Source organism: Acidovorax sp. SRI_002 (assembly GCF_057586455.1).
This window is the reverse complement of sequence record NZ_JBYCZW010000006.1, coordinates 248,541-273,229: the sequence shown is the minus strand read 5'-3', so window position 1 is coordinate 273,229 and position 24,689 is coordinate 248,541. Positions and strand designations below refer to the sequence as shown.

27 protein-coding genes are annotated in these 24,689 nt (G+C 66.8%); 19 read left to right on the top strand and 8 right to left on the bottom strand.

All coding sequences use genetic code 11. The features are described from left to right. Window positions 1-54: 54 nt before the first annotated feature. Window positions 55-2,040 carry a lytic transglycosylase domain-containing protein gene (locus tag AC2YJX_RS18160; RefSeq protein ID WP_228897440.1) on the bottom strand — a complete coding sequence of 662 codons (1,986 nt, stop codon included), beginning with the start codon at window positions 2,038-2,040 and terminating at the stop codon, window positions 55-57. A 14-nt stretch (window positions 2,041-2,054) separates the two neighbouring features. Between AC2YJX_RS18160 and AC2YJX_RS18155 the strand changes: the two genes are divergently transcribed. The 3 genes from AC2YJX_RS18155 to AC2YJX_RS18145 all read left to right on the top strand — a co-directional run bounded on the left by AC2YJX_RS18155 (window position 2,055) and on the right by AC2YJX_RS18145 (window position 3,763). Further along, window positions 2,055-2,627, top strand: coding sequence for a 5-formyltetrahydrofolate cyclo-ligase (locus tag AC2YJX_RS18155; protein WP_121422201.1), 573 nt, complete (start codon window positions 2,055-2,057; stop codon window positions 2,625-2,627). 126 nt (window positions 2,628-2,753) lie between these two features. Next, on the top strand, window positions 2,754-3,446 hold the full coding sequence (locus tag AC2YJX_RS18150; RefSeq protein ID WP_487256871.1) for a glutathione S-transferase family protein: 693 nt from the start codon (window positions 2,754-2,756) through the stop codon (window positions 3,444-3,446). A gap of 8 nt (window positions 3,447-3,454) precedes the next feature. Continuing rightward, window positions 3,455-3,763, top strand: a complete 309-nt coding sequence (locus AC2YJX_RS18145; protein WP_099731333.1) for an NIPSNAP family protein — start codon at window positions 3,455-3,457, stop codon at window positions 3,761-3,763. Between the two features lie 24 nt (window positions 3,764-3,787). On the opposite strand, the gene AC2YJX_RS18140 is transcribed toward AC2YJX_RS18145, so the two are convergent. Further along, window positions 3,788-4,243, bottom strand: a complete 456-nt coding sequence (locus tag AC2YJX_RS18140) for a hypothetical protein (protein WP_487256870.1) — start codon at window positions 4,241-4,243, stop codon at window positions 3,788-3,790. Window positions 4,244-4,288: 45 nt separating this feature from the next. Between AC2YJX_RS18140 and AC2YJX_RS18135 the strand changes: the two genes are divergently transcribed. Both AC2YJX_RS18135 and AC2YJX_RS18130 read left to right on the top strand, forming a co-directional pair. Then, entirely contained in the window at window positions 4,289-5,542 is a 1,254-nt protein-coding gene (locus AC2YJX_RS18135) for a multifunctional CCA addition/repair protein (protein WP_487256869.1), read from the top strand. Between the two features lie 128 nt (window positions 5,543-5,670). After that, the gene (locus AC2YJX_RS18130; RefSeq protein ID WP_487256868.1) at window positions 5,671-6,129 is read left to right on the top strand and encodes an N-acetyltransferase family protein; all 459 of its coding nucleotides are present in this window, start codon (window positions 5,671-5,673) and stop codon (window positions 6,127-6,129) included. Window positions 6,130-6,164: 35 nt separating this feature from the next. Here AC2YJX_RS18130 and AC2YJX_RS18125 read toward each other — a convergent pair whose 3' ends face one another. Both AC2YJX_RS18125 and AC2YJX_RS18120 read right to left on the bottom strand, forming a co-directional pair. Further along, on the bottom strand, window positions 6,165-6,806 hold the full coding sequence (locus tag AC2YJX_RS18125; protein WP_121507641.1) for an NrsF family protein: 642 nt from the start codon (window positions 6,804-6,806) through the stop codon (window positions 6,165-6,167). Continuing rightward, window positions 6,803-7,348: a sigma-70 family RNA polymerase sigma factor gene (locus tag AC2YJX_RS18120; protein ID WP_487256867.1), complete on the bottom strand. Its 546-nt coding sequence runs from the start codon at window positions 7,346-7,348 to the stop codon at window positions 6,803-6,805. The genes AC2YJX_RS18125 and AC2YJX_RS18120 overlap by 4 nt, the downstream gene beginning before the upstream one ends. A 213-nt stretch (window positions 7,349-7,561) precedes the next feature. Between AC2YJX_RS18120 and AC2YJX_RS18115 the strand changes: the two genes are divergently transcribed. The 4 genes from AC2YJX_RS18115 to AC2YJX_RS18100 are packed head-to-tail and all read left to right on the top strand — an operon-like array spanning window position 7,562 to window position 9,956. Further along, window positions 7,562-7,855 (top strand): BufA1 family periplasmic bufferin-type metallophore, encoded by a 294-nt coding sequence (locus AC2YJX_RS18115; protein WP_121507643.1) that lies wholly within the window; start codon window positions 7,562-7,564, stop codon window positions 7,853-7,855. 3 nt (window positions 7,856-7,858) lie between these two features. Continuing rightward, window positions 7,859-8,710 carry an MNIO family bufferin maturase gene (bufB, locus tag AC2YJX_RS18110; RefSeq protein WP_487256866.1) on the top strand — a complete coding sequence of 284 codons (852 nt, stop codon included), beginning with the start codon at window positions 7,859-7,861 and terminating at the stop codon, window positions 8,708-8,710. Then, a complete protein-coding gene (locus tag AC2YJX_RS18105) occupies window positions 8,701-9,483 on the top strand; it encodes an HvfC/BufC family peptide modification chaperone (protein ID WP_487256865.1) in 783 nt (260 codons plus the stop codon). Before bufB ends, AC2YJX_RS18105 begins: the two co-directional genes overlap by 10 nt. Beyond that, complete coding sequence (locus tag AC2YJX_RS18100; RefSeq protein ID WP_487256864.1) at window positions 9,483-9,956, top strand: DoxX family protein; 474 nt, start codon at window positions 9,483-9,485, stop codon at window positions 9,954-9,956. The genes AC2YJX_RS18105 and AC2YJX_RS18100 overlap by 1 nt, the downstream gene beginning before the upstream one ends. A gap of 14 nt (window positions 9,957-9,970) precedes the next feature. Here the strand turns inward: AC2YJX_RS18100 and trxC are convergent, their stop codons facing one another. Further along, window positions 9,971-10,408 (bottom strand): thioredoxin TrxC, encoded by a 438-nt coding sequence (gene trxC, locus AC2YJX_RS18095; RefSeq protein ID WP_487256863.1) that lies wholly within the window; start codon window positions 10,406-10,408, stop codon window positions 9,971-9,973. A 232-nt stretch (window positions 10,409-10,640) separates the two neighbouring features. Here trxC and otsB point away from each other — a divergent pair, with 232 nt between their 5' ends. The 3 genes from otsB to otsA are packed head-to-tail and all read left to right on the top strand — an operon-like array spanning window position 10,641 to window position 14,605. After that, window positions 10,641-11,378 carry a trehalose-phosphatase gene (gene otsB, locus AC2YJX_RS18090; protein ID WP_487256862.1) on the top strand — a complete coding sequence of 246 codons (738 nt, stop codon included), beginning with the start codon at window positions 10,641-10,643 and terminating at the stop codon, window positions 11,376-11,378. Further along, a complete protein-coding gene (locus tag AC2YJX_RS18085; RefSeq protein ID WP_487256861.1) occupies window positions 11,375-13,180 on the top strand; it encodes a glycoside hydrolase family 15 protein in 1,806 nt (601 codons plus the stop codon). Before otsB ends, AC2YJX_RS18085 begins: the two co-directional genes overlap by 4 nt. A 48-nt stretch (window positions 13,181-13,228) precedes the next feature. Next, window positions 13,229-14,605 carry an alpha,alpha-trehalose-phosphate synthase (UDP-forming) gene (otsA, locus tag AC2YJX_RS18080; RefSeq protein WP_121507649.1) on the top strand — a complete coding sequence of 459 codons (1,377 nt, stop codon included), beginning with the start codon at window positions 13,229-13,231 and terminating at the stop codon, window positions 14,603-14,605. 18 nt (window positions 14,606-14,623) lie between these two features. Here otsA and AC2YJX_RS18075 read toward each other — a convergent pair whose 3' ends face one another. Together AC2YJX_RS18075 and hisN are read right to left on the bottom strand one after the other, a co-directional pair. Then, a complete protein-coding gene (locus AC2YJX_RS18075) occupies window positions 14,624-14,818 on the bottom strand; it encodes a DUF2905 domain-containing protein (protein WP_121422185.1) in 195 nt (64 codons plus the stop codon). A gap of 32 nt (window positions 14,819-14,850) precedes the next feature. After that, window positions 14,851-15,657, bottom strand: coding sequence for a histidinol-phosphatase (gene hisN / locus AC2YJX_RS18070; protein ID WP_487256860.1), 807 nt, complete (start codon window positions 15,655-15,657; stop codon window positions 14,851-14,853). Window positions 15,658-15,874: 217 nt separating this feature from the next. On the opposite strand from hisN, the gene AC2YJX_RS18065 reads away from it, so the two are divergent. From AC2YJX_RS18065 to eutC, 6 genes are read left to right on the top strand one after another with little or no spacing between them, the layout of a single operon-like run. After that, window positions 15,875-16,900, top strand: coding sequence for an ABC transporter substrate-binding protein (locus tag AC2YJX_RS18065; protein ID WP_108498517.1), 1,026 nt, complete (start codon window positions 15,875-15,877; stop codon window positions 16,898-16,900). A gap of 52 nt (window positions 16,901-16,952) precedes the next feature. After that, complete coding sequence (locus AC2YJX_RS18060; RefSeq protein ID WP_487256859.1) at window positions 16,953-17,960, top strand: ABC transporter ATP-binding protein; 1,008 nt, start codon at window positions 16,953-16,955, stop codon at window positions 17,958-17,960. After that, on the top strand, window positions 17,957-19,621 hold the full coding sequence (locus tag AC2YJX_RS18055; protein WP_487256858.1) for an ABC transporter permease subunit: 1,665 nt from the start codon (window positions 17,957-17,959) through the stop codon (window positions 19,619-19,621). Before AC2YJX_RS18060 ends, AC2YJX_RS18055 begins: the two co-directional genes overlap by 4 nt. 10 nt (window positions 19,622-19,631) lie before the next feature. After that, window positions 19,632-20,408 carry a DeoR/GlpR family DNA-binding transcription regulator gene (locus AC2YJX_RS18050; RefSeq protein ID WP_487256857.1) on the top strand — a complete coding sequence of 259 codons (777 nt, stop codon included), beginning with the start codon at window positions 19,632-19,634 and terminating at the stop codon, window positions 20,406-20,408. A 26-nt stretch (window positions 20,409-20,434) separates the two neighbouring features. Then, entirely contained in the window at window positions 20,435-21,844 is a 1,410-nt protein-coding gene (locus AC2YJX_RS18045; protein WP_487256856.1) for an ethanolamine ammonia-lyase subunit EutB, read from the top strand. After that, window positions 21,841-22,653: an ethanolamine ammonia-lyase subunit EutC gene (gene eutC / locus AC2YJX_RS18040; RefSeq protein WP_487256855.1), complete on the top strand. Its 813-nt coding sequence runs from the start codon at window positions 21,841-21,843 to the stop codon at window positions 22,651-22,653. The genes AC2YJX_RS18045 and eutC overlap by 4 nt, the downstream gene beginning before the upstream one ends. A gap of 104 nt (window positions 22,654-22,757) precedes the next feature. Here eutC and AC2YJX_RS18035 read toward each other — a convergent pair whose 3' ends face one another. Next, on the bottom strand, window positions 22,758-23,876 hold the full coding sequence (locus AC2YJX_RS18035; protein WP_487256984.1) for a class I SAM-dependent methyltransferase: 1,119 nt from the start codon (window positions 23,874-23,876) through the stop codon (window positions 22,758-22,760). Between the two features lie 15 nt (window positions 23,877-23,891). On the opposite strand from AC2YJX_RS18035, the gene AC2YJX_RS18030 reads away from it, so the two are divergent. Next, window positions 23,892-24,677 carry an SDR family oxidoreductase gene (locus tag AC2YJX_RS18030; protein ID WP_487256854.1) on the top strand — a complete coding sequence of 262 codons (786 nt, stop codon included), beginning with the start codon at window positions 23,892-23,894 and terminating at the stop codon, window positions 24,675-24,677. Window positions 24,678-24,689 lie beyond the last annotated feature (12 nt).

Genomic DNA, 24,689 nt, shown 5'->3' with positions numbered 1-24,689 from the left:
GCGCTTATCCGATAAGCGCTAGCAGCTCTTCTATTTATAGCAACCACCGGCCCATCAGGGCAAATCCTTGTTCACCTCTGGCAACGCCGCATCGCGCGGGCCGATCGTGCCCAGGCGGCTCTTGAGCGACTGAGGCTGGCCTGTGAGCATGGCTGCGTAGTTGGTGGTGTTGGACAGCACTTTCTTCACATAGTCACGCGTCTCGGCAAACGGCACGTTCTCGGCCCAGATGGCGGCGTCCAGCACCGGGCCGTTGCGCCAGCTGCGCGGGCGGCCGGGGCCTGCGTTGTAGGCGGCCGCGGCCATGGGCATGGAGCCCGCAAAGTCGTCCAGCGCGAGCTTGAGGTAGGCGGTGCCGATGGTGATGTTGGTATCGCGGTCGTTGATCTGATCGGCCGTGAAACCGTTCAGACCGATCTTCTTGGCCGTCCAGCGCGCGGTGGCGGGCATCACCTGCATGAGGCCCGAGGCGCCCACGTGCGAGCGCGCATCCATGATGAAGCGGCTTTCCTGGCGGATCAGGCCGTACACGTAGGCCGGGTCCAGGCCGATGCCATTGGCACGCTCCACCACCGCGCTGCGGAAGGGGGTGGGAAAGCGCTGCGTAACGTCCACGACGCTCTTGGTGCGCTCGCTGGTGTTGATGCAGCGGTCCCACACCTCGCGCTGGCAGGCAAAGTCGGCAGCGGCCAGCAGTTCGCGGTCGGGCATGCCGCCGCTTTGGTGCAGGTTGGTGGTGTAGTTCCACTCGCGCACGCCTTCGCTGCGCAGGCCCAGCAGGATGGCGTACAGGGCGCGGTTGAGCCCCGGGTTGGCGCGAGCGGCGGCCTTTTCTTCGGCGGTGAGGGGCGCGGGCGCGGGCGGCGTGGTGATGCGCTGGCCCAGCTCTTCGAGCGCCAGCTGCTCATAGAAGCCGCGCGTTCCGGCAATGCCTTCGAGCAGTTGCCGTGCTTCGGCGCGTTCGGCATCGCTCACGCGGCCCGCCAGCAGCGAGCGCGCCTTCCAGTACACCCAGGTGCTGTCCTGGCGGCCTTCAGGGCCCATGGCGTCCACCGCCTTGCCCACGGCCTTCCACTGGCCAGCGCGCAGGGCGGCACGCACCTTCCAGCCCAGCAGGTCGTCGTTGAGGTCGCTGTCCTTGGTCACATTGGCAAAGTAGCCATGGGCGTTGCTGGCCAGCTTCTGCGCGGCGGTCTTGCCAATCACGCCCCAGGCCCAGTTGCGCTCTTCGGCAGAGAGGTGCACGCCCCATTTGTTCTCCAGCTGGTAGGCCGCGCTGTCCGGGTCGCTGGTGGCCAGCTTCAACAGGGCGAGCAGCACCAGTTCCTGCCGGGCCTTGCCAGCGGCAGTGGCGCGCGAGAGCAGGTATTTGCTGGGCGCATCGAGCACATCCTTGAGTTGCGGCAGCGATTCCGGCGAGACGATTTCGACCGCCGTGCGCACCACGCGGGGCCGGTTGGCCTCCACGCCCAGGCGGGCCTTGCGCCACACATCCAGGGCCGAGAGCTTCTTGTAGCCATACAGCTCGCGCGCGGCGTGGGTGCAGCCATCGTCGGCGTCGCGGATCGCATACCAGTTGCTGCGCACGTCCTCGGCCACGGTGGCTGGTGCCGTACCCTTGATCTGGTCGATCAGCAGGGCGTAGCAGCGCACTTCCTTGTCGTCCGACATGCGGTAGCTCGGGTGCTGCTCGGCAAACTGGCTCCAGTCGCGGCGCTGACCCAGCAGCAGCAGCCAGTCGTTGCGCAGGCGGTCTTCCTGGTAGGTGCCGGCGTAGCGCTGCATAAAGGACTGGATCTCCTGTGGCGAGGCCTCGCCAAGACGCACGCGCAGCTCCCAGTAGGCAGCCCAGGGCTCCAGCGCATGGCCGCGTGCCGCAGGCAGCAGCTGCGCGAGCTTGTTGCGGTCGCCCTTGCGGAACGCCTGCTGCATCTCCAGCAGGGTATCGTCACCACGGTTTTGCGCCATGACAAGGGGCGCGGTAGCAGCCAGCAGGGTGGCGGCCACAAGGGGTGTCAGAATCGCTCTGAGAAATTGCATGGGGGAATTATCTGATGGACAAAGCAGCCCTTCGGCGCGCATTGATAGAAGAACGCCTCAACCTGCCCGACCGCCTACAGCGGGCCGACCTGTTACAGCAGGTGATGCGCATCTGGCTGGTGAACCGGCCCGATACGGTGATTGGTGCCTACTGGCCCATCAAGGGCGAGTTTGACCCCCTGCCCGCCCTGCACCGCTGGAAGGAAGACGGCGAGTTGCTGGACGAGCCCCTGCGCCGCCGCATCGGCCTGCCCGTGGTCAACAAGCAGCACAAGACCCTCACCTTCCACGCCTGGTACCCCGGCTGTCCCATGGAAGAAGACGCCTACGGCATCCCCAAGCCCAAGGACACTGAGGTCATCGTGCCCACGCTGCTGTTTGTTCCGTGCGTGGGCTACGCGCCGGGTGGCTACCGGCTGGGCTATGGCGGTGGGTTTTACGACCGCACGCTGGCGACGCTGCAGCCCAAGCCGTTCACGGTGGGTCTGGGCTTCACCCATGGCTATCTGGATGATTTCGAGCCTGAGGAGTTCGACCTGCCGCTCGATGCCATCCTGAACGACAACGGGGTGGTCTGGCCTGTCTGAGCGGCCAGACCGGCTCCTCGGGGCCCGGTGATGCGCGCTGCGCATCATTCAGACCTTTTTTCGCATCGCTGGCGCATCGCGCAGCCGCTAGCATGGCGGACTGACCTTCATTTTTCAGGTGCCCCCATGCTCAAGCTCTACATCGGCAACAAGAACTACTCCTCCTGGTCCATGCGCCCCTGGGTGCTGCTCAAGCAGGCGGGCATTGCGTTTGAAGAAGTGCGCGTGCGCTTCGACAGCTTTGACGCCGATTCGGAGTTCAAGCGTGTGATGAACCCCGTGAGCCCCACGGGCAAGGTGCCTGCACTGGTCGATGGCGATCTGGTCGTCTGGGACACCCTGGCGATTGCCGAATACGTGGCCGAAACCCACCCCGACAAGAAGCTCTGGCCCGCGGACGCCAAGGCCCGCGCACGCGCACGCAGCGTCTGCGCCGAGATGCACAGCGGCTTCACCGCCCTGCGCGGCAACTGCCCCATGAACATTGAGGCGAATCTGGCCGATGCCGGCGCGCTGATCTGGCGCGACAAAGCCGGCGTGCGCACCGACGTCCAGCGCCTGGTGGAGATGTGGAGTGCACTGCTGCAGGAGCACGGCGGCCCCCTGCTGTTTGGCGACTTCACCGTGGCCGACGCCTACTTTGCCCCCGTGTGCATGCGCCTGCACTCTTATGCCCTGCCCGTACCCACCCCCATCAAGGCCTATGTAGACCGCGTGCGCGCACTGCCCGGCGTGAAAGCCTGGATCGACGAAGCCCTGGCCGAGAAGGACTTTCTGGACTTCGAAGAGCCGTACCGCCTGCGCCATACCGAGGGTTGAGCACCACCATGGCCGTCACCATCTACCTGCGCTACGTGCTCAACACCAGCAAGCTCAAGGAGTTCGAGCACTACGGAAAACTGTGGATTCCGCTGGTCGAGAAGTTCGGTGGCCAGCACCACGGCTACTTCATGCCCAGCGAGGGCGCCAACAACATCGCGCTGGCGCTGTTCACGTTCGAGAGCCTTGCGGCCTACGAGGTGTACCGCCAGCAGTCGATGCAGGACGCGGAGTGCCAGGCAGCGTTCCGCTACGCCGAGGAGACGGGGTGCATCGTGAGTTATGAGCGGAGTTTTTTCAGGCCGGTGTTCCGCTGAACAGGCGTGGGCGCACCCGCCCAACTACCGGAACTGCTTGCGCAAAAACGGCTTGTGCCGCGCAATGTGCGCTAACTGGGCGGGGGCAATGGTGCCGCCCAGGTCTTCCTCCTCCGCGTTCAGCACTTGGTTGGCATAGGCCAGCGCACGCGCTACCACCTCTTCGTCGCTCACACCCTGCTGCGCAGCCAGATCCAGCGCCACGCGCTTCATGGCGCGTTGTGACAGCATCCACATGGCGCCGAAGGCGTCCCACGCGGCCATCGCTTCCTTGAACTTGTCGCGGTCGGCCAGGATTTCATTGAGCGGCTTGGCCAGGATCTCTTGCAGGTCGTCCACCTTGGCCTTGAGGGCTTCGAACTGCGCCTCGCGCTGCAGGGCTTCGGCGGCGGCGTTGGCCGCTGCGTCGGGCGCCGTGGGCACGGGCACGCTGCCGTCGGGGTTGAGCTGGGCAATGGTGAGTTCGGACGATAGGGACATGGTGGGCTGGAATATACGGCCGAGTGCTCGTCCTAAACTACACCGATGCAAATCTACATGGTAGGCGGCGCGGTCCGCGACAAGCTGCTGGGCCGGCCGGTGAATGACCACGACTGGGTGGTGGTGGGCGCGACGCCTGACCAGATGCTGGCGCAAGGCTACCTGCCCGTGGGGCGCGACTTCCCCGTCTTTTTGCACCCCGAAACACGCGAGGAATACGCGCTCGCCCGCACCGAGCGCAAGAGCGGGCGCGGCTACCGGGGCTTTGTGGTGCAAAGCTCGCCCGATGTGACGCTGGAGGAAGACCTCTCGCGCCGCGACCTTACTATCAATTCGATAGCATCCAGCATAGATGAATCCGGCGCCACCCGCCTTTTTGACCCCTACCGCGGCGAAAAAGACCTCCGTGCGCGCGTGCTGCGCCATGTGACCGATGCCTTCCGCGAAGACCCGGTACGCATCCTGCGCGTGGCGCGGTTTGCTGCGCGCTTCACCGACTTCACGGTGGCGCCCGAGACGATGCAGCTGATGCGCGAGATGGTCGCGCATGGCGAGGTGGACCACCTGGTGGCAGAGCGCGTGTGGCAAGAGCTGGCGCGCGGGCTGATGGAAGCACAACCCTCGCGCATGTTCGAGGTGCTGCGCGAGTGCGGCGCGCTGCAGGTGCTGTTGCCCGAAGTGGCGCGCCTGTGGGGCGTGCCCCAGCGGGCCGAGTACCACCCCGAGGTGGACACGGGCGTACACCTGATGATGGTGCTGGACATGGCGGCCCGGCTGCAGGCGTCACTCCCCGTGCGGTTTGCCTGCCTGGTGCATGACCTGGGCAAGGGCACCACGGCCGCCGATATGCTGCCCCGCCACATCGGGCATGAGGAGCGCAGTGCGGAGCTGCTGAAAGACGTGGCCGAGCGCCTGCGCGTGCCCGTGGACTGCCGCGAGACGGCCGATGTGGTGGCCCGCGAGCACGGCCACATCCACCGCAGCGGCGACCTCTCGGCCGCCGCGCTGGTGCGCCTTCTGGAGCGCTGCGACGCCATCCGCAAGCCCGAGCGGTTCGCCGACATCCTGTTGGCCTGCGAATGCGATGCGCGCGGACGGCTGGGGTTTGAAGAATCCGCCTACCCGCAGCGCCAGCGGCTGGCGGCTATGCTGGCGGCCGTCCAATCGGTCATCACGCGCGACATTGCAGCACAGGCGGCGGCCAAGGGCGTGGCTGGGCCGCAGGTGGGTGCGTTGATCCACCAGGCGCGGGTGGAAGCGGTGGCGCAGTGGCTGCAGCCCCGCAGCGACGTTGCCTGACCCTGCACACCACCGCCCAAGACGCGGACAGCCCCTCCTACAATCCGCGTCCGCCTGTATTCCATCCGGGGTACAGCCTTGCAAGAACCTGGTGCAGTTTCGCGCCCCACAGCCATCCCAACGTCTCCATGACCACTGTTCACATCCGCCTTGCCACCCCGGCCGACGCTGACACCGTCGCGCCGCTGTTTGATGCCTACCGGCAGTTCTACGCGCAGGCGCCAGACCTGGCCGGAGCGAAGGCCTTCATCGCGGAGCGGTTAGAGCGTGAAGAGTCGGTGATCCTGCTGGCGCTGGATGCGTCGCAAACGGCGGTAGGCTTTTGCCAGCTCTACCCCACGTTCTGCTCGGTGGAGGCCGCCCCAATCTACACGCTGTACGACCTGTTCGTGGCCCCCGCCGCCCGCAAGACAGGCGCCGGGCGCAGCTTGCTGATGGCAGCAGAAGCCACGGCCCGCACCCATGGAAAGGTGCGCATGGACCTGACCACAGCACACACCAACACCACAGCGCAGTCCCTCTACGAATCGCTGGGCTGGACGCTGGACACGGTTTTCCGCGCCTACAACAAACGCGTCAGCGCCTGAACCACCAGGGCGCTTGGCACACTTGCCGCGCCCCCTCACCAACGCAGCAGGCGCGGCCCCAGCACCGCCCCCAGCGCAGTCGGGATGGCCATGCCCGCCACATACCAGACAGCCAGGAAGGGCGTGGCCATTTCGGGGCAATGCAGGGCGTACACCAAGGCGCCCAGCGCACCCGCCAGCAAACCAGCGCCCGCACCCGTCCACACCAGGCGCGTGGGGGCAGCGCCCTTGAGGGCCCAAAAGCCTGCAACAAATGCTGGCACCGACAGCGCCGCGATATTGAAAGGGCAGGTGCGCCAGGTGCTGCCCAGGATGAGCGGCATGCGCTCTGCGGCGGACACCTGCGACAACGCCCACAAGGCCATGGCCCACAGCACCAGCGGCGGCACGGCCAACCACAGGGCTGCGTGGCCCAGCGCCATGCCCGGGCGGGCCATGCGGCGCAGCAGAGCCAGCCCGGCAGCAGCGAGCGCGGCAGCAAACACCAGCTTGCCCCAGAACATGGGCAGCGCCATGGTGGCCAGCAGATCAGGGCGCAGACCGAACAGGGCCAGCATCAGCACCCCGGCGCCGGCAATGCCCGCCAGTGCGGCGACCACAAAGCGCTGCTCTATCGCGTTGCGCTGCACCGGCCGGTCATCGGTGGCCAGCAGGTGGATCAATTCATCGGTTTTCATGCCATTCCCCTGATCTTGGCGGCCAGGGCCTTGAGCCCCCGGTGCACGCCGACTTTGACAGCCGACTCCGACAGCCCCGTGAGGCGCGCCGTCTCGACCACCGACAAACCTTCCAATTTCACATACTCAATCGGCAGCCGTTGCTTGTCGGGCAGCGTGCGCAGCAACTGCCCCAGGTCCCGCCGGGCTTCGGCGGCCTCGCTGTCGCTGCTGGCAAACAACTCGTCGGCATCGTCCAGCGGGTCGTTGCGCCCCTCTTTGACGGCATGCGAGCGCAACCAGTCGATGAGCTTGTAGCGCGCAATCGCGTGCACCCAGGCCGTCACCGGCATCGCGGGCCGGTAGGTGTGGCGCTGGTTGTGCACCGCCAGCAGCGTCTCCTGCACCAGGTCTTCCACCTCATCGGGCCGCTGAACGAGGCGGCGGCGCAAAAAGGCGCGCAGGTGGGCGCTCAGCTCTTTCAAAAAGCGCTGGTAGGCGGCTGCGTCGGCATCCAGCCCCTGCATCAACAAGCCGCGCAGGCGTTCTTCCACACTCTCCATGGTGTCTCCCTGCAAGAAATTCGTATGCCGGAGCCATTGGGTTACAGGCATCGCAAAAAAATGTTTCGCCATGCCGCTCCGAAATTTTTCGTACAGCGCTGTAACCCGCAAGTTGCGCTGCGCGAATTACAACGCAGATCGGGCAGTTCAACGCGGCCTCTCGCTGCACCCCGATCGGATTCAACCCTGACCCAACCCTCGGAGAACCGTACCATGACCACTCGCACCCTCAGCCTCGGCGCCCTTGCCCTTGTAGCCCTGACCTCTGGCGCCGCCATGGCCCAAACCACCTCCGCCCCCATGGACGGCGCCAAACCCGCCATGGAGAAGTGCTACGGCGTCTCGATGGCTGGCAAGAACGACTGCGCTGCCGGCCCCGGCACCACCTGTGCGGGCTCCGCCAAGGTGGACTACCAGGGCAACGCCTGGAAGTTTGTGCCCGCAGGCACCTGCGCCACCATCAAGACGCCCAAGGGCATGGGCTCGCTCACCCCCATCAAGGCCTGAACGATGGCCCTGTGCCCTCTCACCGCTGGCCTGGGCCTCAAGCCCCAGCACTATGACGAGGCGCTGCACTGCACCGCCACGGGTCTGTGGTGGGAGGTGCACCCCGAAAACTATCTGGCCGAGGGTGGCCCCCGCCTGGCCTGGCTGGAGGCTATCCGCGCGCGACACCCCTTGGCGCTGCACGGCGTGTCGCTGTCGCTTGCTGCCGATGCTCCGCCCGACGCGGCACACCTGGCGCGACTGGCAGCCCTTGCAAGGCGGGTGGAGCCAGTCATCATCTCCGAGCACTTGGCATGGTCCACCTGGCGCGGGCAGTACCTGCCCGACCTGCTGCCGTTTCCACGCACGCACGCGGCCCTGCAGCGCATCGCAGACAACATCGCCCGAACGCAGGATGCGCTGCAGCGCCCCATCGCCATCGAGAACCCCACGCACTACCTGCACATCGACGGCCACGACTGGCTTGAGACCGAATTTCTGACCGAGCTGGTGCAGCGGACCGGCTGCGCCCTGCTGCTGGACGTGAACAACGTGTACGTCAGTGCCAACAACCTGGGCTTTGACGCGCAGACCTACCTCGACGCCTTTCCCCTGCACGCCGTGGCCGAAATCCACTTGGCGGGCCACCATGCCGACCCGGTGCATGGCGATGCCCTGCTGATCGACAGCCACGACGCGTCCATCGCCCCGGCGGTGTGGGCGCTGTACGAGCAGGTGATCGCGCGCACAGGCCCCGTGCCCACCCTCATCGAACGCGACGACAATCTGCCCGCCTTCAGCGAACTGATGGCCGAGCGCGACAAGGCCCACAACGCGCTCACAGCGGCGCAGCCCGAGGAGGCAGCATGCAGCTGAGCGCATTCCAGGACGGCTTCTCTGCCGCGTTGCTCGGCCATGCCGAGCACGCACCGTGGCTGTCTGCGCTGGAATCCCAGCCCGGCTTTGCCGTGTACCGCAACACCGTGCTCAAGGGCTGCATTGATGCCCTGCAGGCCAGCTACCCCACGGTGTGCCAGCTGGTGGGCGAAGAATGGTTTCGCGCCGCCGCCGCGGTGTATGCCCGCGCGCAGCCGCCGGCTGACGGACTGCTGATGGACTACGGCGCGGAGTTTGCTGACTTTCTGGCCGGTTTTGCACCAGCGGCCGAGCTGCCTTATCTGCCGGCCGTGGCGCGCCTGGACCGCGGCTGGACCGAATGCCATCTGGCGGCAGACGCCACCGCTGTGGGCCGCAACTGGCTGGCACAGCAGGCGCCCGATACATTGCCTCTGGTGCAACTGCGCCCCCACCCCGCCGCACGCTGGGCCTGGTGCGAGGAGCATCCCGCCTACGCGTTGTGGCAGACCCACCGCGAAGGTCTGCCCCCCACAGAGCCGCTGGACTGGACCGGCGATGGGGCCTTGCTCACCCGGCCCCACGCACCCGTGACGTGGCGCCCACTGTCGCGCGCCGGAGTGGCCTTTTTGGACGCCTGCGCCCAAGGCCAGACGCTGGAGGCCGCCGCCACTTCAGCCCTTGCGGCCGAGCCCACCGCAGACTTTGCGGCCCTGATGGGCACCTTGCTGGACGCAGGCGCATTGATACCCACCGACTCAAACCAATTCACCCCGAGGCCAAGGAGCCCCTGATGACCACCAGCACACCTTTCCCCACTGCACCCGCCAAAGGCCAGCGCAAGCTGTTGGCGCGCCTGGCCGATGCAGCCACCTCGCTCACCCCGCATAGCCTGCTGGCGCTGGTCAACCGCGTGGCAATTGCAGGCATCTTCTGGCTTTCAGCGCGCACCAAAGTCGAGGGGTGGTTCACCATCTCCGACAGCGCCTATGCGCTGTTCCGCGACGAGTACAAGCTGCCCCTGCTGCCACCCGAGCTGGCTGCGCAGATGGCCACCGTGGCAGAGCATCTGTTCCCTGTTCTTCTGGTGCTGGGCCTGCTCACGCGCCTGTCGGCCCTGGCCTTGCTGGGCATGACGCTGGTCATCCAGGTGTTCGTGTACCCCGATGCCTGGCCCACGCACCTGTCATGGGCGGGGCTGATGCTGTACCTGGTGGGGCGCGGCGCAGGCAACGTGTCACTGGACCGGGCACTCGGAATTCGTTGAGGCGCCTGTCTTTTTTAAACTGCCGCTGTTTGCACCCAGCGCACGATGTCCGCAGCCCCCAGCGCGCCCGAAACGCGCGCGACCTCGCGCCCCTGCTGGAACAAAATCATGGTCGGAATGCTGCGGATCGCATAGCGCGCCGCGATGGCCTGGTGGTCTTCGGTGTTGAGCTTGGCCAGGCGCACACGCGGCTCCAGCTCGCGGGCGGCCTGCACAAAGGCCGGGGCCATCTGGCGGCAAGGCCCGCACCAAGGCGCCCAGAAGTCCACCAGCACGGGGATGTGGCTGCGCACCACATGCTTGTCAAAACTGGTGGCATCCAGCTCCAGCGGCGCCCCCGCGAAAAGGCGCTGATGGCACTTTCCGCAATCGGGCGCGTTGCCCAGGTCGGCGCTCTGCACGCGGTTGGTGGTGTGGCAATGGGGGCAGACGATGTGCAGGGCTTCGGTCATGGTGCGGCAATCGGTGTGATCAAAAAGCGGGCGTCTTTAAACCTGTTCAAGCTCTTTTCGGGGATCGCAACAGGTTCTTACACATGGCGGCACAAGCCGGGCGTTTCAAGAGCGGGCTTGGCAGTCCTGGGGACTTGGTGTTGCACCCCGTCGCACACCTTGCGCGCGTTTACCAGCGCTGAAACACCCTTTCACCCGGGTCAGCTTCACCGCGTCTGATAAGGTTTCGCCCATGCAGCTGCTCCCCCTACTGACAACTGCCCATGCGCTTTTTCTGGACTTTGACGGCACGCTCACCGAGCTGGCGCCGCGCCCCGAGGCGGTGCGCATCGCTTCCGGGCTGGTCCCCACGCTGTCATCGCTGTACACCCATCTGGACGGCGCGCTGGCCATCGTGACCGGGCGGCCTGAGGCCGACATCGACGGATTTCTGGCCCCGCTGCACCTGCCGCTGGCCAGCGAGCATGGTGCCCAATACCGACTGACCGACACATCCCACCCTGCCGTTCTGCCGCCAGACCTGGAGAACGTTCTGCGGGCTGCGCACGACCTTGCGGCGCACTATCCAGGGTTGCTGGTAGAGCCCAAGCGCGCGAGCGTGGCCCTGCACTACCGCCAGGCCCCCCACCTGGAAGGGTTGTGCCACGACACCCTCGTGCGCGCCATGCAGCAGGTGGAGGGTGTGGAACTGCTGCGCGGTAAATGTGTCTTTGAAGTGAAGCCCCGGGGCGTCCACAAAGGCCAGGCCATTCTCGATTTCATGACACAGGCCCCCTTTGCCGGGCGTACCCCAGTCTTTGTGGGAGATGACGTCACCGATGAGGCTGGCTTTGCCGCCGTTCAGGCACTAGGCGGCTGGGGCATCAAGGTGGGCGAAGGGCCGACCATGGCACAACACCGCTGCATGACATCCGCCGCCTTGCGCGGCTGGCTGTCTTCTGCACGCACGACCTTGGAGCGCGAACGATGAACACGGCAGCCAACGATCCCCAAGCGGGCTCACTCAACCTCGGGATGATCGGCAACTGCGCCATCAGCGCACTGATCGACAACCACGCCCGCATGGTGTGGTGCTGCCTGCCCCGTTTTGATGGCGACCCGGTGTTCAACGCCCTGCTGCAGCCCGGCGACGAAGGCAGCCACTTCGCGATCGAACTGGAAGACCTGGCATCGGCCCACCAGTGGTACGAGCCGAACACCGCCATCCTGCGCACGCAGCTGTTTGACAAGGCGGGCCACGGCATCGAGATCACCGATTTTGCGCCGCGCTTTTACAGCCGCTCGCGCTACTTTCGCCCCATGACGCTGGTGCGCCGGGTGCGCCCCATCCAGGGTGCGCCGCGCATCCGTGTGGCGCTCAAGGTGCGCTACGACTGGGGCCAGACTACCCCCGAAATCACACGCGGCAGCAACCACATCCGCTACGTGGGCGAGAGCATGACGCTGCGCCTGTCCACCGATGCGCCGGTGTCGCATGTGCTGTCGGGCCAGGCATTTGTGCTCACACGCAAACACAACTTTCTGCTGGGGGCGGACGAGACGCTGGTGGAGGGCATCGCCGACACCGCGCGCCTGTTTGAGCAGGAGACCACCTCCTACTGGCGCAGCTGGACCCGCGCTCTGGCCGTGCCGCTGGAGTGGCAGGAGGCCGTGATCCGCGCGGCCATCACGCTCAAGCTTTCGCTGTACGAAGACACCGGCGCCATCGTGGCCGCCATGACCACGAGCATCCCCGAGTCCGCCCACAGCGGCCGCAATTGGGACTACCGCTACTGCTGGCTGCGCGATGCGTTCTTCGTGGTGCGCGCGCTCAACAGCATCTCCGAAGTGGGCACCATGGAGGACTACCTGCGCTGGCTCAGCAACGTGGTGGTGGAAGGCGGAGATGGCCACATCCAGCCGCTGTACGGTATTGGCCTGGAGCAAGAACTGCCCGAGAGCCTTGTGCCGCAGCTAGCGGGCTACCGGGGCATGGGCCCGGTGCGCGTGGGCAACCAGGCGGCCGAGCATTTTCAGCACGATGTGTACGGCAACATCGTGCTGGGCGCAGCCCAGGCGTTCCACGACCACCGCCTGCTGCACCGTGCGGGCCTGGCCGAGTTCACGCGGCTGGAACAGGTGGGCGAGAACGCGGTGCGTGTGTATGGCCAGCCCGACGCCGGCATGTGGGAGCTGCGCACGCGCGCCAGGGTGCACACCTCGTCCGCGCTGATGAGCTGGGCAGCCTGCGACCGGCTGGCCAAGATCGCCGCCACCCTGCAGCTGGCCGACCGTACCAGCCACTGGCAGCAGCATGCCGACCGCATGCGCGCCGAGATCCTCGACAAATCCTGGTGCGAAGCGCGCCAGGCGTTCGCCGAGAGTTTTGGCGGCCATGAACTCGACGCGAGCGTGCTGCTGATGGCCGAGGTGGGCCTGATCGACCCCAAGGACCCACGCTTTGTGAGCACCGTGGAGGCCATGGAAAAGAGCCTGTGCGATGGCCCCTACATGCGCCGCTACGAGGCGGCCGACGACTTCGGCAAGCCCGAGACGGCCTTCAACATCTGCACCTTCTGGCGCATCGACGCGCTGGCGCGCATTGGCCGCAAGGCCGAGGCCCGCGCCATCTTCGAGACCATGCTGGCCGCCCGCAATCCGCTGGGCCTGCTGTCCGAAGACACGCACCCCGAGACCCAGGAAATGTGGGGCAACTTTCCGCAGACCTACTCCATGGTGGGCGTCATCAACGCCGCCGTGCGCCTGTCGGCCCCCTGGGACAGCGTGATTTGAGGCACTGTCCGACAGCGGCCCGGGGCGATCCACAACGATGATGAACCCATGAGCCGTCTTGTTGTCATCTCCAACCGCCTTGCAGACCCCCGAAAACCCGCCGCCGGCGGCCTGGCCGTCGCCCTGGGCGAAGCCCTGAACCAGACCGGGGGCCTCTGGTTCGGCTGGAGCGGCACCGTGGTCGAAGGCGGCACACCCGGCGAGGGCGAACTGCACACCCGGCAGGCAGGTGCCGTCACCCTGGCCACCGTGGACCTGTGCCGCGAAGACCACGACAGCTACTACCACGGCTACAGCAACAGCGTGCTGTGGCCGGTGTTCCATTACCGCCTGGACCTGGCCGACTTCAACGCCAGCTACATCGCGGGCTACCGCCGCGTGAACCAGATGTTTGCGCGCAAGCTGCTGCCGCTGCTGCGCGACGACGACGTGATCTGGGTGCACGACTACCACCTGATCCCGCTGGCGGCCGAGCTGCGGGCCATGGGCTGCAAGCAGCGCATCGGGTTCTTTCTGCACATTCCCATGCCGCCGCCGCTCATCATGGCGGCCATCCCGCAGCATGAGTGGCTGATGCGCTCGCTGTTTGCCTACGACCTGGTGGGTCTGCAGAGCGAGGCCGACGTGTCGCATTTCACGCGCTATGTGCGCAACGAAGGCAGCGCGGAAGAGGTGGACGAAAAGCGCGTGCGCGCCTTTGGAGCCACCGTGGTGGTGCAGTCCTTTCCCATCGGCATCGACGTGGACGAATTCACACGCCTCACGCACGCGCCCGACGCGGTGGAAACCTACGAGAACATGCGCGACGAGTATTCACGCAGGCGCCTGCTGCTGGGCATTGACCGGCTCGACTACTCCAAGGGCATTCCGCAACGTGTGCGGGCCTTTCGCGAACTGCTGGACCGTTACCCGGAAAACCGCGACAGCGCCACGCTCATCATGATCGCCTCGCCCACGCGCGACGACGTCAACGCCTATGCCGACCTGCGCCAGGAGCTGGAAGGTCTGTGTGGCGCCGTCAACGGCGACTATGGCGAACTGGACTGGATGCCCGTGCGCTACATCCACCGCATGGTGGCCCGCAAGCGGGTTCCGGGCCTGTGCCGCGCCGCCGCCGTGGGGCTGGTCACGCCACTGCGCGACGGCATGAACCTGGTGGCCAAGGAGTACGTGGTGGCGCAAGACCCGGACGACCCGGGCGTGCTGGTGTTGTCACGCTTTGCCGGTGCGGCCGAGCAGCTGAAAGAAGCGCTGCTGGTGAACCCCTACGACACCCAAGGCATGGCCGACAGCATCCAGCAGGCATTGCAGATGCCGCTGGTGGAGCGGCAGGCGCGCCATCAAAAGCTGATGGCCCGTATACGCCAGCACGACGTGCACTGGTGGCGCAAGGCGTTTCTGGACGCATTGCAGGCGGCGGGGTAGCCGCCCAGCTGCGGCCCGTTACAACAGCTTGGTGATCAGGCTGACCACGAAGCTCAGCAGCAGCGTGGACGCCAGCGGCACATCCCAGTCGCGCCCCAGCCAGCGAAACCGGAAGTCGCCCGGCAGGCGACCAAAGCCCAGGCGGCGCAGCAGCGGCGACAGCCAGCTGATGAACATCAGGGCCAGGAGGATGACGAGGAGCCAGCGGAACATGGTGCGCCGAGTGTAGGCGCCACCGCATTCGGCTACGCCGTGGCCCGGTCGACCCGGTCAGCCAGCAGGGCCAGCGCCTGGGCATGCAACTGCGGCGTGGCAGCCGCCACCACCCGCCCATCCGATGCCACCGTGAGCGCGCGGCCCTGCCAGTCGGTAATGCGCCCGCCCGCGCCCTCCACCATGCAGACCAGCGAGAGGTAGTCGTACGGCTGCAGCCCTGCCTCCACCACAAGGTCCACATACCCGCCCGCCAGCTGGGCATAGGCATAGCAGTCGCCGCCAAAACGGCGCAGCGCGCACTGGCGGCTGAGCGCGTCAAAACACTGCCAGTCGGCAGCGCCAAAGGCATCCGGCGATGTGGTGTAGATGCGGGCCTGCGCCAGTTGCTCGCAGCCGCTGGCCCGCACGGGCTGGCCATTGCACTGCGTCAGCTGGCCTGCCAGCCCCGTCCAGCGCTCACCCAGCACCGGCAAATCCATGAGCCCCAGCACGGGCTGGCCCTGGTGCAGCAGTGCCACCAGCGTGCCCCACAGCGGCGATCCGGTGATGAAGCTCTTGGTACCGTCGATGGGGTCGATCACCCACACGTACTCGGCGTCCAGCCGCTCGCGGCCATGCTCCTCGCCCAGGATGCCGTGCGTGGGCGCCTGCGCCTGCAGCACCGCGCGCATCGCGGCCTCGGCCTCGCGGTCGGCAATGGTGACCGGGCTCTCGTCCGATTTGGTCAGCACATCCAGCGGGGTGCGGAAGTACCGCAGCGAGTGCACACGGGCCGCATCGGCCAGGGCGTGCGCCAGGGCCAGGAAGGGGGAAACGGGGGTGGGCAAAGTGTTCATGGGAAGGGTCAAGGGAAGAGGTCCGGGCAGTGGTTGGGCAATGAAAAAGGGCCTTCCGCTCGGCATGAGCGGGTTGGCATATTTAGTGCTTGTGTATTTTCGTGCAAAAACAATAATTTGCACAAGTGCAATGAAACGCACAACTTTGGTGAACAAACCCCCTGGCCTGCGGTGACCCCGCACTGTTTTTTGGCAACGCACCGTTCTGGAGAAATTCATGCGCACTCGCTCCTCCCTCTTTGCCGCCCTGCGCCTGCTGCCCGTGCTGGGCGCCTTGGCCTGCGGGCTGACCGCCGCCCAGGCGGGCACCGTCACGGCCTACACCGCGCTCGAAGAAGACGAGATCAAGGAATACCTGGCCGCCGCCAAAAAGGACTTGCCCGATGTGGATGTGAAGGTCCTGCGCCTGTCCACGGGCGACCTGGGTGCGCGCATCCTGGCCGAAGCTGCCAACCCGCAGCACGACGTGATCTGGGGCTGGGCGCTGACCAACACGCTGGACCCGCGCATCACCGCACTGCTGGAGCCCTACAGCCCCAAGGGCAGCGACAAGCTGGCCGCCAAGGACAAAGCCGCCGACGGCAAATGGTTCACCACCACCGGCTACATGGCCGCGTTCTGCGTGAACACCGAGGTGCTCAAGGCCAAGAAGCTGCCCATGCCCACGTCGTGGAAGGACCTCACCAACCCCGTCTACAAGGGCGAGGTGGTCATGCCCAACCCGGTGTCCTCGGGCACGGGCTACCTGCAGATTGCCGCGCTGATCCAGTCGCGCGGCAACGACGAGGGCTGGAAGCTCATCAAGGCCATGGACGGCAACGTGGCGCAGTACATCAAGTCGGGCTCGCGCCCCTGCAAGGCCGCGCGGGCGGGTGAGTTTGCGATTGGCACCTCGCTGGCGTTTGCAGCCATGCAGTCGGTGGACGAGGGCTACCCGGTCAAGATGGTGATTCCTACGGACGGTGCGGGCTACGAGCTGGAAGCCTCGGGCCTGATGGCCAGCTCCAAGAACAAGGCCGACGCCAAGCGTTTTCTGGACTGGACGCTGTCTCCCGGTGCGGCGCAGCTCTACACCAAGTACAAGGAAATCGTCACCGTGCCCGGCGTGCCGCAATCCAAGGCGGCTGCAGCGGCAGGCCTGCCCGCCGACCTCTCCAAGGTGCTCTACCCCATGGACTTTGCCAAGTCTGCCAAGGAACGCGACGCGATCCTGGGCACCTGGCAAAAGACCATCGGCCGCTGAGCCGCTGTACCGAACCGCTGCACTGAACCGTACTCCCCGAGGACCACACACCATGTCCCTGCAGATCACCGACCTGCACAAGAGCTTTGACGGCCAGGTCGCGCTCGAACGCATCCATCTCGCCGTGGGCGCCTCGGAGTTCGTGTGCCTGCTGGGCCCCAGCGGCTGCGGCAAAACCACGCTGCTGCGCATCATCGCGGGGCTGCTGCCTGCCGATGGCGGCCGCATCACGCTGGGCGGCCGCGACCTGGCCACGCTGCCGGCACGCGACCGGGGCTTTGGCATCGTGTTCCAGTCGTACTCGTTGTTCCCGCACATGACGGTGGCGCAGAACGTGGGCTACGGCCTGGCCATCCGCCGCACACCGCCCGACGTGGTGCAGGCGCGCACGGCCGAGCTGCTGGACATGGTGAAGCTGGCCGACTATGGCGGGCGCTACCCGGCGCAGCTGTCGGGCGGCCAGCAGCAGCGCGTGGCCATTGCGCGGGCACTGGCGGTAAACCCTTCGCTGCTGCTGCTCGACGAGCCCCTGTCGGCGCTGGATGCCCGCGTGCGCGCCGACCTGCGCCACGAGCTGCGCGAAGTGCAGCGCCGCCTGGGCATTCCCACCATCATGGTCACGCACGACCAGGAAGAAGCCCTGGCCATGGCCGACCGCATCGTCTGCATGCAGGGTGGGCGCATTGCACAGGCGGGCTCGCCGCGCGAGCTGTACCTGGCACCGCGCACCCGCTTCGTGGCCAACTTCATGGGGCACAGCAACCTGCTGCCGCCCGCCCAGGCACGGCTGCTGCAGCCCGCGCTGGGCGGGGCCCCCGAAGGCATGGCGCCCGAATCGGCCCTTCTGTGCATCCGCCCCGAACGCCTGCAGCTGCAAGCCAGCGCGCAGGGCGCGGGCCGCGTCACCGGCACCACCTTCCTGGGCAGCATCCTGCGGGTGCAGCTGCGCTGGAACGACCTGGATTTGCTGGCCGAAACGAGCAGCGCCAGCAACTGGGAGGTGGGCCAGAGTGTGGACATCGCGGTGAGCGCACAGGACTGCGCCTGGGTGCAGGCATGAGCACCACTGCCGCCCCCCACCTGCCGCCCATGCATGCCAGCGAGCGCTGGCTGCTGCGCGCCTGCCTGCTGCTGCCGCTGGCCGCGCTGGTGCTGTTCTTTGGCGTGCCCATGCTGGCCATTGCCTGGCGCAGCCTGGTGCAGGACACGGGTGGCATCGGCTGGGGCAACTACGCCGCGCTGCTCGACACGCCCGGCGTGTGGAGGGCGCTGGCCAACAGCCTGCTGCTGGGCGCCGTGACCACGGCCGTCACGCTGGTGCTGGCCTTTGTGGTGGCGTTTGGCCTGGAGCGCACCGGCATGCCGGGCCGCCGCTTTGTGGCCGGGGCGCTGGCCCTGCCCATGCTGGCACCCTCGCTGGTGCTGGGGTTGGGCCTGATCTTCCTGCTGGGGCGCAACGGCATCGTAGGCAAGATGCTGGGTGTGCGACCCGAAATCTATGGTTTTTGGGGCCTGCTGATTGCGGACGTGCTCTATGCGCTGCCGCAGGCCGTGCTCATTGTGCGCACCGCGCTGCGCCAGGGCGATGCCCGGCAGTACGACGCCGCCGAGGTGCTGGGCGCCACCCCGTGGCGACAGTTTTGCGACATCACGCTGCCGCAGGCCCGCTACGGCCTGCTGAGCGCGGGGTTTGTGGTGTTCACCATCACCATCACCGACTTTGGCAATGCCGTGGTCATTGGCGGCAACTTTGCCGTGCTGGCCACCGAGATCTACAACCAAGTCAGCGGGCAGATGAAGTTCGGCATGGGCGCGGTGGTGGGCATGCTGCTGCTGGCGCCCGCCGCGTTGTCGGTGTTCATCGAACGCATGGCCGCACAGCGCGCCGGGGCGGGGGCCGAATCGGCCCTGCCGCCCACGCCCCCCCGCCGCCCGGGGCGCGATGCAGCGTTCTTCATTGCCTGCATGGGCATTGCGGGCAGCATCGTCGCCCTGGTGCTCACGGTGGTGGTGGCCAGCTTCATCCGGCTGTGGCCCTACCGGCTGGACCTCACGCTCAAGCACTACGACATCACCATTGCGGGCGGCTATGCGCCGCTGTGGACCTCGGTCTGGGTGTCGGCCCTGGCTGCCAGCGTGGGCACGGTGATGCTGTTTGTGCTGTGCTTTGGCATCCGCCGCCTGCCGGGGCGGCTGGCGCAGGCGGCCACGGCACTGTCAGCCCTGCCGGTGGGCGTGCCCGGGCTGGTGCTGGGGCTGGCCTATGTGTTCACCTTCAACACCGCTACCTGGCCTTGGGGCATGCTGTATGGCACGGCCATTTTGCTGGCGCTGTGCAACTACCACTACCACACGCAGGGCTTTATGACCATGATGACCGGCATGCGCAACGTGCCCACCACGCTGGAAGACGCCACCACCGTGCTGGGCGGCAGCACCGCCCGCGTGCTGCGCGATGTGTACCTGCCCGCGCTGCTGCCTACGTTGCTGGCGGTGCTGGTGTTCTTGTTCATGCGCTCCATGGTCACGCTGTCGGCGGTGATCTTCCTCATCACGCCCTCGCTGCCCATGGGGGCGGTGACGGTGATGCGGCTGGATGAAGCGGGGCTGACCTCGCAGGCGGCAGCGTTCTCTACCTGCATCATGGCGGTGGTGGGGTCGCTGGCGCTGCTGCTGCACGTTGGCACGCAGCGCCGAAAACCTGGTTCCAAGCCCGCCTAACATCGCCACCATGTTGCAAGAAGAACGTTTCCTCCGTATCCGTACCCTGCTGTCCACGCTCTCGCGTGTGAGCACGGAGCGCATTGCGCAAGACCTGGATGTGTCGCGCGAAACCGTGCGTCGCGACATCCTCGCCCTGGAGTCGCAGGGCATTCTGCGGCGCGTGCACGGGGGCGTGGTGGCCCAGGGGCCAGAGCCCGAACCCCCGCTGGCCGTGCGCCAGGCGGTGCGCGAGCGCGAAAAGCGCGCCATCGCACGCGCCGCCCTGCAACTGCTGCAGCCGGGGCAAACGCTGTTCATTGATGCGGGCAGCACCACCACCCTGCTGGCCGAAGCGTTGTCCAGCCTGTCGGGCCTGACCATCATTACCAACGGGCTGAACGTGGCGCTCAAGCTCGCTGCGGCCGACGCCGGGCGCAACACGCGCAACGACGTGATCCTGCTCGGTGGCCGCACCGACCCTGCCGTGCAGGCCACGCACGGCGACACCACCGTGGCCGAAATCCACCGCTACCGCGCCGATGTGGCCCTGCTCTCGCCCGTGGGCATCAGCGTGCACAGTGGCGCCACCAGCTTTGAACACCACGAGGCCGCCGTAGCCCGCGCCATGGCTGCGCAGGCCAAGGAGCTGATCTTGCTGGCCGACCACAGCAAGGTGGGGCAAGCCAGCCGCGTGACCTATGCCAGCCTGGCCGACGTGGGCACGCTGGTCACCGACGCAGGCGCCCGCGCCCTGCCCGCCTTCTCGGCACTGCAGGCAGCGGGCTGCCACGTCGTAGTGGCCTGAGGCATTCACAGGGGGCAGAGCACACCATGGCCTACCAGCACACCATTGGCGGCGAGCGCTGGCAGTTCAGCGACCTGCGCGAAGTGATGGCCAAGGCCACGCCGCTGCGCTCGGGCGACGCCCTGGCAGGCGTGGCAGCCACATCGGCTGTGGAGCGCATGGCCGCGCGCCTGTGCCTGGCCGACATCCCCCTGACGCGCTTTCTGAGCGAGGCGCTCATCCCCTACGAAAGCGACGAGGTCACGCGCCTCATCCTCGACACACACAACGCCGCGGCGTTCGCGCCCCTCGCCCACCTCACGGTGGGCGACTTCCGCAACTGGCTGCTGGCCCACGGCACCGACAGCGCCATGCTCGCCGCCGTGGCACCCGGCATCACGCCCGAGATGGCGGCGGCCGTGAGCAAGTTGATGCGCAACCAGGACTTGATCGCCGTGGCGCGCAAGTGCCGCGTGGTCACGCGATTTCGCAACACCCTCGGCCTGCCGGGCCACCTGGCCGTGCGGCTGCAGCCCAACCATCCCACAGACGACCTGCGCGGCATTGCGGCGTCGATGATCGACGGCCTGCTGTACGGTGCGGGCGACGCGGTGATCGGCGTGAACCCGGCCACCGACAGCATCGCCGCCCTGACGGGGCTGGTGCACATGCTGGGCGATGTGATCGAGCGGCTGCAGATCCCCACACAGTCGTGTGTGCTCACGCATGTGACCAACACCATCCAGATGGTGGAACAAGGCGCGCCGGTGGACCTGGTGTTCCAGTCCATCGCAGGCACCGAGGCGGCCAACGCAAGCTTTGGTATTTCACTCGCACTGCTGAAGGAAGCGCGCGAGGCTGCACTGTCTCTGCGGCGCGGAAAAGACTTTGGCGATGGCGTGGGCGACAACGTCATGTATTTCGAGACCGGCCAGGGCAGCGCACTGTCGGCCAACGCCCACCACGGCGTGGACCAGCAGACCTGCGAGGCGCGGGCCTACGGCGTGGCCCGCGCGTTTGCGCCGCTGCTGACCAACACGGTGGTCGGCTTCATCGGCCCGGAATACCTGTACGACGGCAAGCAGATCATCCGCGCGGGCCTGGAAGACCACTTCTGCGGCAAGCTGCAGGGCGTGCCGCTGGGCTGCGATGTTTGCTACACCAACCACGCCGAGGCCGACTCGGACGACATGGACACGCTGATGACGCTGCTGGGCACGGCGGGCCTGACCTTCATCATGGGCGTACCGGGTGCGGACGACATCATGCTCAACTACCAGAGCACTTCGTTCCACGACGCGCTGTATCTGCGCGAGGTGCTGGGCCTGCAGTGCGCACCCGAGTTTGGCGCCTGGCTGCAGCGCATGCACATCACCGATGCGGGCGGGCGGCTGCTGCCGGCAAGCGCCCAGCATCCCGCACTGACACAAATGCGGCAATGGAGGCTGGGCGCATGACACACGAACCAGCGCCACACGGCATCCCTCCCGACCCCTGGGAGGACCTGCGCGCCCACACCCAGGCGCGCCTGGCCCTGGGGCGTGCGGGCGCCGCCCTGCCCACGGCCGAGCTGCTGCGTTTTGGCCTGGCCCATGCGCAGGCGCGCGATGCCGTGCACATCCCGCTGGACGCCGAAGCGCTGGCCACCCAGCTGCAGGCCCAGGGCTGCACCACGCACCCAGTGCACAGCGCCGCCCCTGACCGCGCCACCTACCTGTTGCGCCCCGATCTGGGCCGCCGCTTGTGCGATGCCGATGCGCAAACGCTGCGGGAATCCTCTGCAAACGAAAGCGCCCCCATCGACCTGCTGCTGGTCGTGGCCGACGGCCTCTCGTCCCTGGCTGTGGCGCGGCAGGCGCCACCGCTCATCGACGCGATTCGCCAACAGGCGCCCGCCGGCTGGCAGCTGGGCCCCGTGGTGATTGCCCAGCAGGCCCGCGTGGCGCTGGGTGACGAGGTGGGCGCACTGCTGGGCGCGCGCCTGGTGGCGGTGCTGATCGGCGAGCGGCCGGGCCTCAGCTCGCCCGACAGCCTGGGCATCTACCTGACCTGGCACCCGCAGGTGGGGCGCAACGATGCGCAGCGCAACTGCATCTCCAACGTGCGGCCCGAGGGACTGCCCCCCGCCGCTGCCGCTGCGCGCCTGTGGTGGCTGTGCCAGGAGGCGCGGCAACTGGGGCTGACTGGGGTGGGGCTGAAGGACCGCAGCGATGGGATGACGCTGGTGGCGGGGAGCTCCCACCAGATCTCCGACCGTTCAGACTGAACCTGAACCGGTCGAAGCCAAGGAAACTTCAAGCCAAATTCGGCTCTAGCGCTTGCCCACCAAGCGCCTGCAGCTATCTTTCTCGAAGCACACAAATACCTGGATCACAACCGGTGCGACCGGTCCCCGTGCGCAAACCCCACGGGTTCCCAGGGCTCGCCTGCCCCCACGGCCAGCACCTTGAACAGCTCGCCCATCTCGTGTTCCATGATCAATTTGGCCGCTGTCGCCCGCTGGACTTGCGGTTGTTGCTCCATTTTTGGGAGCAACCCACAGTTGATGAGGAAATGCGCCTGCGTGGTGTAGCCCAGCACGTTCAGGCCCGCCTCCTGCGCGGCCAGCGCCATGGCGGTGAAGTTGACGTGGGCGGTGATGTCCTTGAGCCCCACCGCCACCAGCGGGTCGCCATCGGCCAGGTGGCCCTGGTGGCACATCACGGTGCCCATGTGGCGCTGGGGGTGGTAGTACTCGTCTTCGCCAAACCCATAGTCCAGCAAGAAGGCTGCACCGCGCGTGAGCCGGTCGGCAAGCATGCGCATGAAGCCTTCGCCCTGGGCGTGGATCTCGGTCAGGTAATCCTGCGGGCCTTCTATGTCGATGGGCGGGCGCAGGTCGGTGGGGCGGTCGGCCCAGGCAAAACTGCCGTCCTGAGCTACCGCCACGCCGCGCTCATGCCACACACCGCCCTGCTGGCCGCCGTGGCGCGCCAGCAGTTGCACGGGCATGGCGTCCAGTACCTCGTTGCCCACCACCACGCCGCTGAATTTCTCGGGCAGTGCATCCACCCAGCGCAGCTTGTGGGCGTGGGCTACCAGCTTGGCCTGCTGGCGTGCGCGCAGGCTGCCCGACAGATCAACGATGTTGTAGCGCTGCACCTGATCGCCCAGCGCATCCAGCAACTGCAGCGCCAGCGCGCCCGAGCCCGCGCCGAACTCCCAGACCTCGTCGGTGCCGGTTTGGGCCAGGGCTTCACCCACCTGCACGGCCAGCGTCTGGCCGAACAGTGGGGTCATCTCGGGCGCGGTCACAAAGTCGCTACCGGACTCGGGCATGGCGCCGAACTTGGTGGAATCGTTGGCGTAGTAGCCCAGGCCGGGCGTGTACAAGGCCAAGGCCATGAAGCGGTCAAAACCCAGCCATCCGCCCTCGGCGGCAATGGCCTGGGTGATGTGCTGGTGCAGGGCGGTCGTTAAACTGTCGGGTCTTTGGGTCACGGCCCGCATTGTCTCCCAGCCCACATGCCTACTCCCTCCCACCCACGCACCGTTCTGGTCACAGGCGCCGCCAAGCGCCTGGGCCGCAGCATTGCGCTGGCCCTGGCGGCGGGTGGCTGGCAGGTGGCGGTGCACTACCGATCGTCCGAGCAGGACGCTATCGATACGGTAGCTGCTTGCGCACAACTGACAAGCGCTAGCGCCCATTTTGATGCTGATTTTGAGAATGAGGCCGCCGTGCGCAGCTTGTTGCCCCGCGTGGTAGCGCACTTTGGCCGTGTCGATGCGGTGGTCAACAGCGCCTCGTTGTTCGAGCATGACAATGCCGCCACCTTTGGTTTTGCCGCGCTCGAAAAGCACCTGCGCAGCAACACCGCTGCCCCCGTGCTGCTGGCCCAGGCGCTGCACCAGCATGTGGCCGACCGCGCGGCCCAGGGCGAGGCCGACGCACAGGGCGCCGTGGTCAATCTGCTGGACCAGAAGCTCTGGAACCAGAACCCCGATTTTGTGAGCTACACGCTCTCCAAGGCTGCACTCGAAGCTGCGGGCACCATGCTGGCCATCGCCCTGGCGCCGCACGTGCGGGTGGTGGGCGTGGCGCCCGGCCTCACGCTCACCAGCCACATGCTCAGCGACGAAAAGTTTGCCCAGTTGCATGCCCTCTCCCCGCTGGGCCGCTCATCCACCGCCGAGGACGTGGCGAGTGCTGTGAAGTTTGCGCTGGAGAACCGGTCGATGACCGGCACCACACTGCTGGTCGACGGTGGCCAGCATCTGATGAAGTTTGACCGCGATTTCTCTTTGATGTGAGCGCCCGCTCAC

Coding starts and splice junctions, on each gene's coding strand:
- AC2YJX_RS18115 (WP_121507643.1), top strand. CDS start 7,562: ATGACCACTCGCACCCTCAGCCTCGGCGCCCTTGCCCTTGTAGCCCTG.
- otsB (WP_487256862.1), top strand. CDS start 10,641: ATGCAGCTGCTCCCCCTACTGACAACTGCCCATGCGCTTTTTCTGGAC.
- AC2YJX_RS18125 (WP_121507641.1), bottom strand. CDS start 6,806: ATGAAAACCGATGAATTGATCCACCTGCTGGCCACCGATGACCGGCCG.
- AC2YJX_RS18135 (WP_487256869.1), top strand. CDS start 4,289: ATGCAAATCTACATGGTAGGCGGCGCGGTCCGCGACAAGCTGCTGGGC.
- AC2YJX_RS18150 (WP_487256871.1), top strand. CDS start 2,754: ATGCTCAAGCTCTACATCGGCAACAAGAACTACTCCTCCTGGTCCATG.
- AC2YJX_RS18085 (WP_487256861.1), top strand. CDS start 11,375: ATGAACACGGCAGCCAACGATCCCCAAGCGGGCTCACTCAACCTCGGG.
- AC2YJX_RS18075 (WP_121422185.1), bottom strand. CDS start 14,818: ATGTTCCGCTGGCTCCTCGTCATCCTCCTGGCCCTGATGTTCATCAGC.
- AC2YJX_RS18065 (WP_108498517.1), top strand. CDS start 15,875: ATGCGCACTCGCTCCTCCCTCTTTGCCGCCCTGCGCCTGCTGCCCGTG.
- hisN (WP_487256860.1), bottom strand. CDS start 15,657: ATGAACACTTTGCCCACCCCCGTTTCCCCCTTCCTGGCCCTGGCGCAC.
- AC2YJX_RS18035 (WP_487256984.1), bottom strand. CDS start 23,876: ATGCGGGCCGTGACCCAAAGACCCGACAGTTTAACGACCGCCCTGCAC.
- AC2YJX_RS18045 (WP_487256856.1), top strand. CDS start 20,435: ATGGCCTACCAGCACACCATTGGCGGCGAGCGCTGGCAGTTCAGCGAC.
- AC2YJX_RS18120 (WP_487256867.1), bottom strand. CDS start 7,348: ATGGAGAGTGTGGAAGAACGCCTGCGCGGCTTGTTGATGCAGGGGCTG.
- AC2YJX_RS18160 (WP_228897440.1), bottom strand. CDS start 2,040: ATGCAATTTCTCAGAGCGATTCTGACACCCCTTGTGGCCGCCACCCTG.
- AC2YJX_RS18060 (WP_487256859.1), top strand. CDS start 16,953: ATGTCCCTGCAGATCACCGACCTGCACAAGAGCTTTGACGGCCAGGTC.
- AC2YJX_RS18105 (WP_487256865.1), top strand. CDS start 8,701: ATGCAGCTGAGCGCATTCCAGGACGGCTTCTCTGCCGCGTTGCTCGGC.
- AC2YJX_RS18140 (WP_487256870.1), bottom strand. CDS start 4,243: ATGTCCCTATCGTCCGAACTCACCATTGCCCAGCTCAACCCCGACGGC.
- AC2YJX_RS18030 (WP_487256854.1), top strand. CDS start 23,892: ATGCCTACTCCCTCCCACCCACGCACCGTTCTGGTCACAGGCGCCGCC.
- AC2YJX_RS18145 (WP_099731333.1), top strand. CDS start 3,455: ATGGCCGTCACCATCTACCTGCGCTACGTGCTCAACACCAGCAAGCTC.
- eutC (WP_487256855.1), top strand. CDS start 21,841: ATGACACACGAACCAGCGCCACACGGCATCCCTCCCGACCCCTGGGAG.
- AC2YJX_RS18055 (WP_487256858.1), top strand. CDS start 17,957: ATGAGCACCACTGCCGCCCCCCACCTGCCGCCCATGCATGCCAGCGAG.
- AC2YJX_RS18100 (WP_487256864.1), top strand. CDS start 9,483: ATGACCACCAGCACACCTTTCCCCACTGCACCCGCCAAAGGCCAGCGC.
- trxC (WP_487256863.1), bottom strand. CDS start 10,408: ATGACCGAAGCCCTGCACATCGTCTGCCCCCATTGCCACACCACCAAC.
- otsA (WP_121507649.1), top strand. CDS start 13,229: ATGAGCCGTCTTGTTGTCATCTCCAACCGCCTTGCAGACCCCCGAAAA.
- AC2YJX_RS18050 (WP_487256857.1), top strand. CDS start 19,632: ATGTTGCAAGAAGAACGTTTCCTCCGTATCCGTACCCTGCTGTCCACG.
- AC2YJX_RS18155 (WP_121422201.1), top strand. CDS start 2,055: ATGGACAAAGCAGCCCTTCGGCGCGCATTGATAGAAGAACGCCTCAAC.
- AC2YJX_RS18130 (WP_487256868.1), top strand. CDS start 5,671: ATGACCACTGTTCACATCCGCCTTGCCACCCCGGCCGACGCTGACACC.
- bufB (WP_487256866.1), top strand. CDS start 7,859: ATGGCCCTGTGCCCTCTCACCGCTGGCCTGGGCCTCAAGCCCCAGCAC.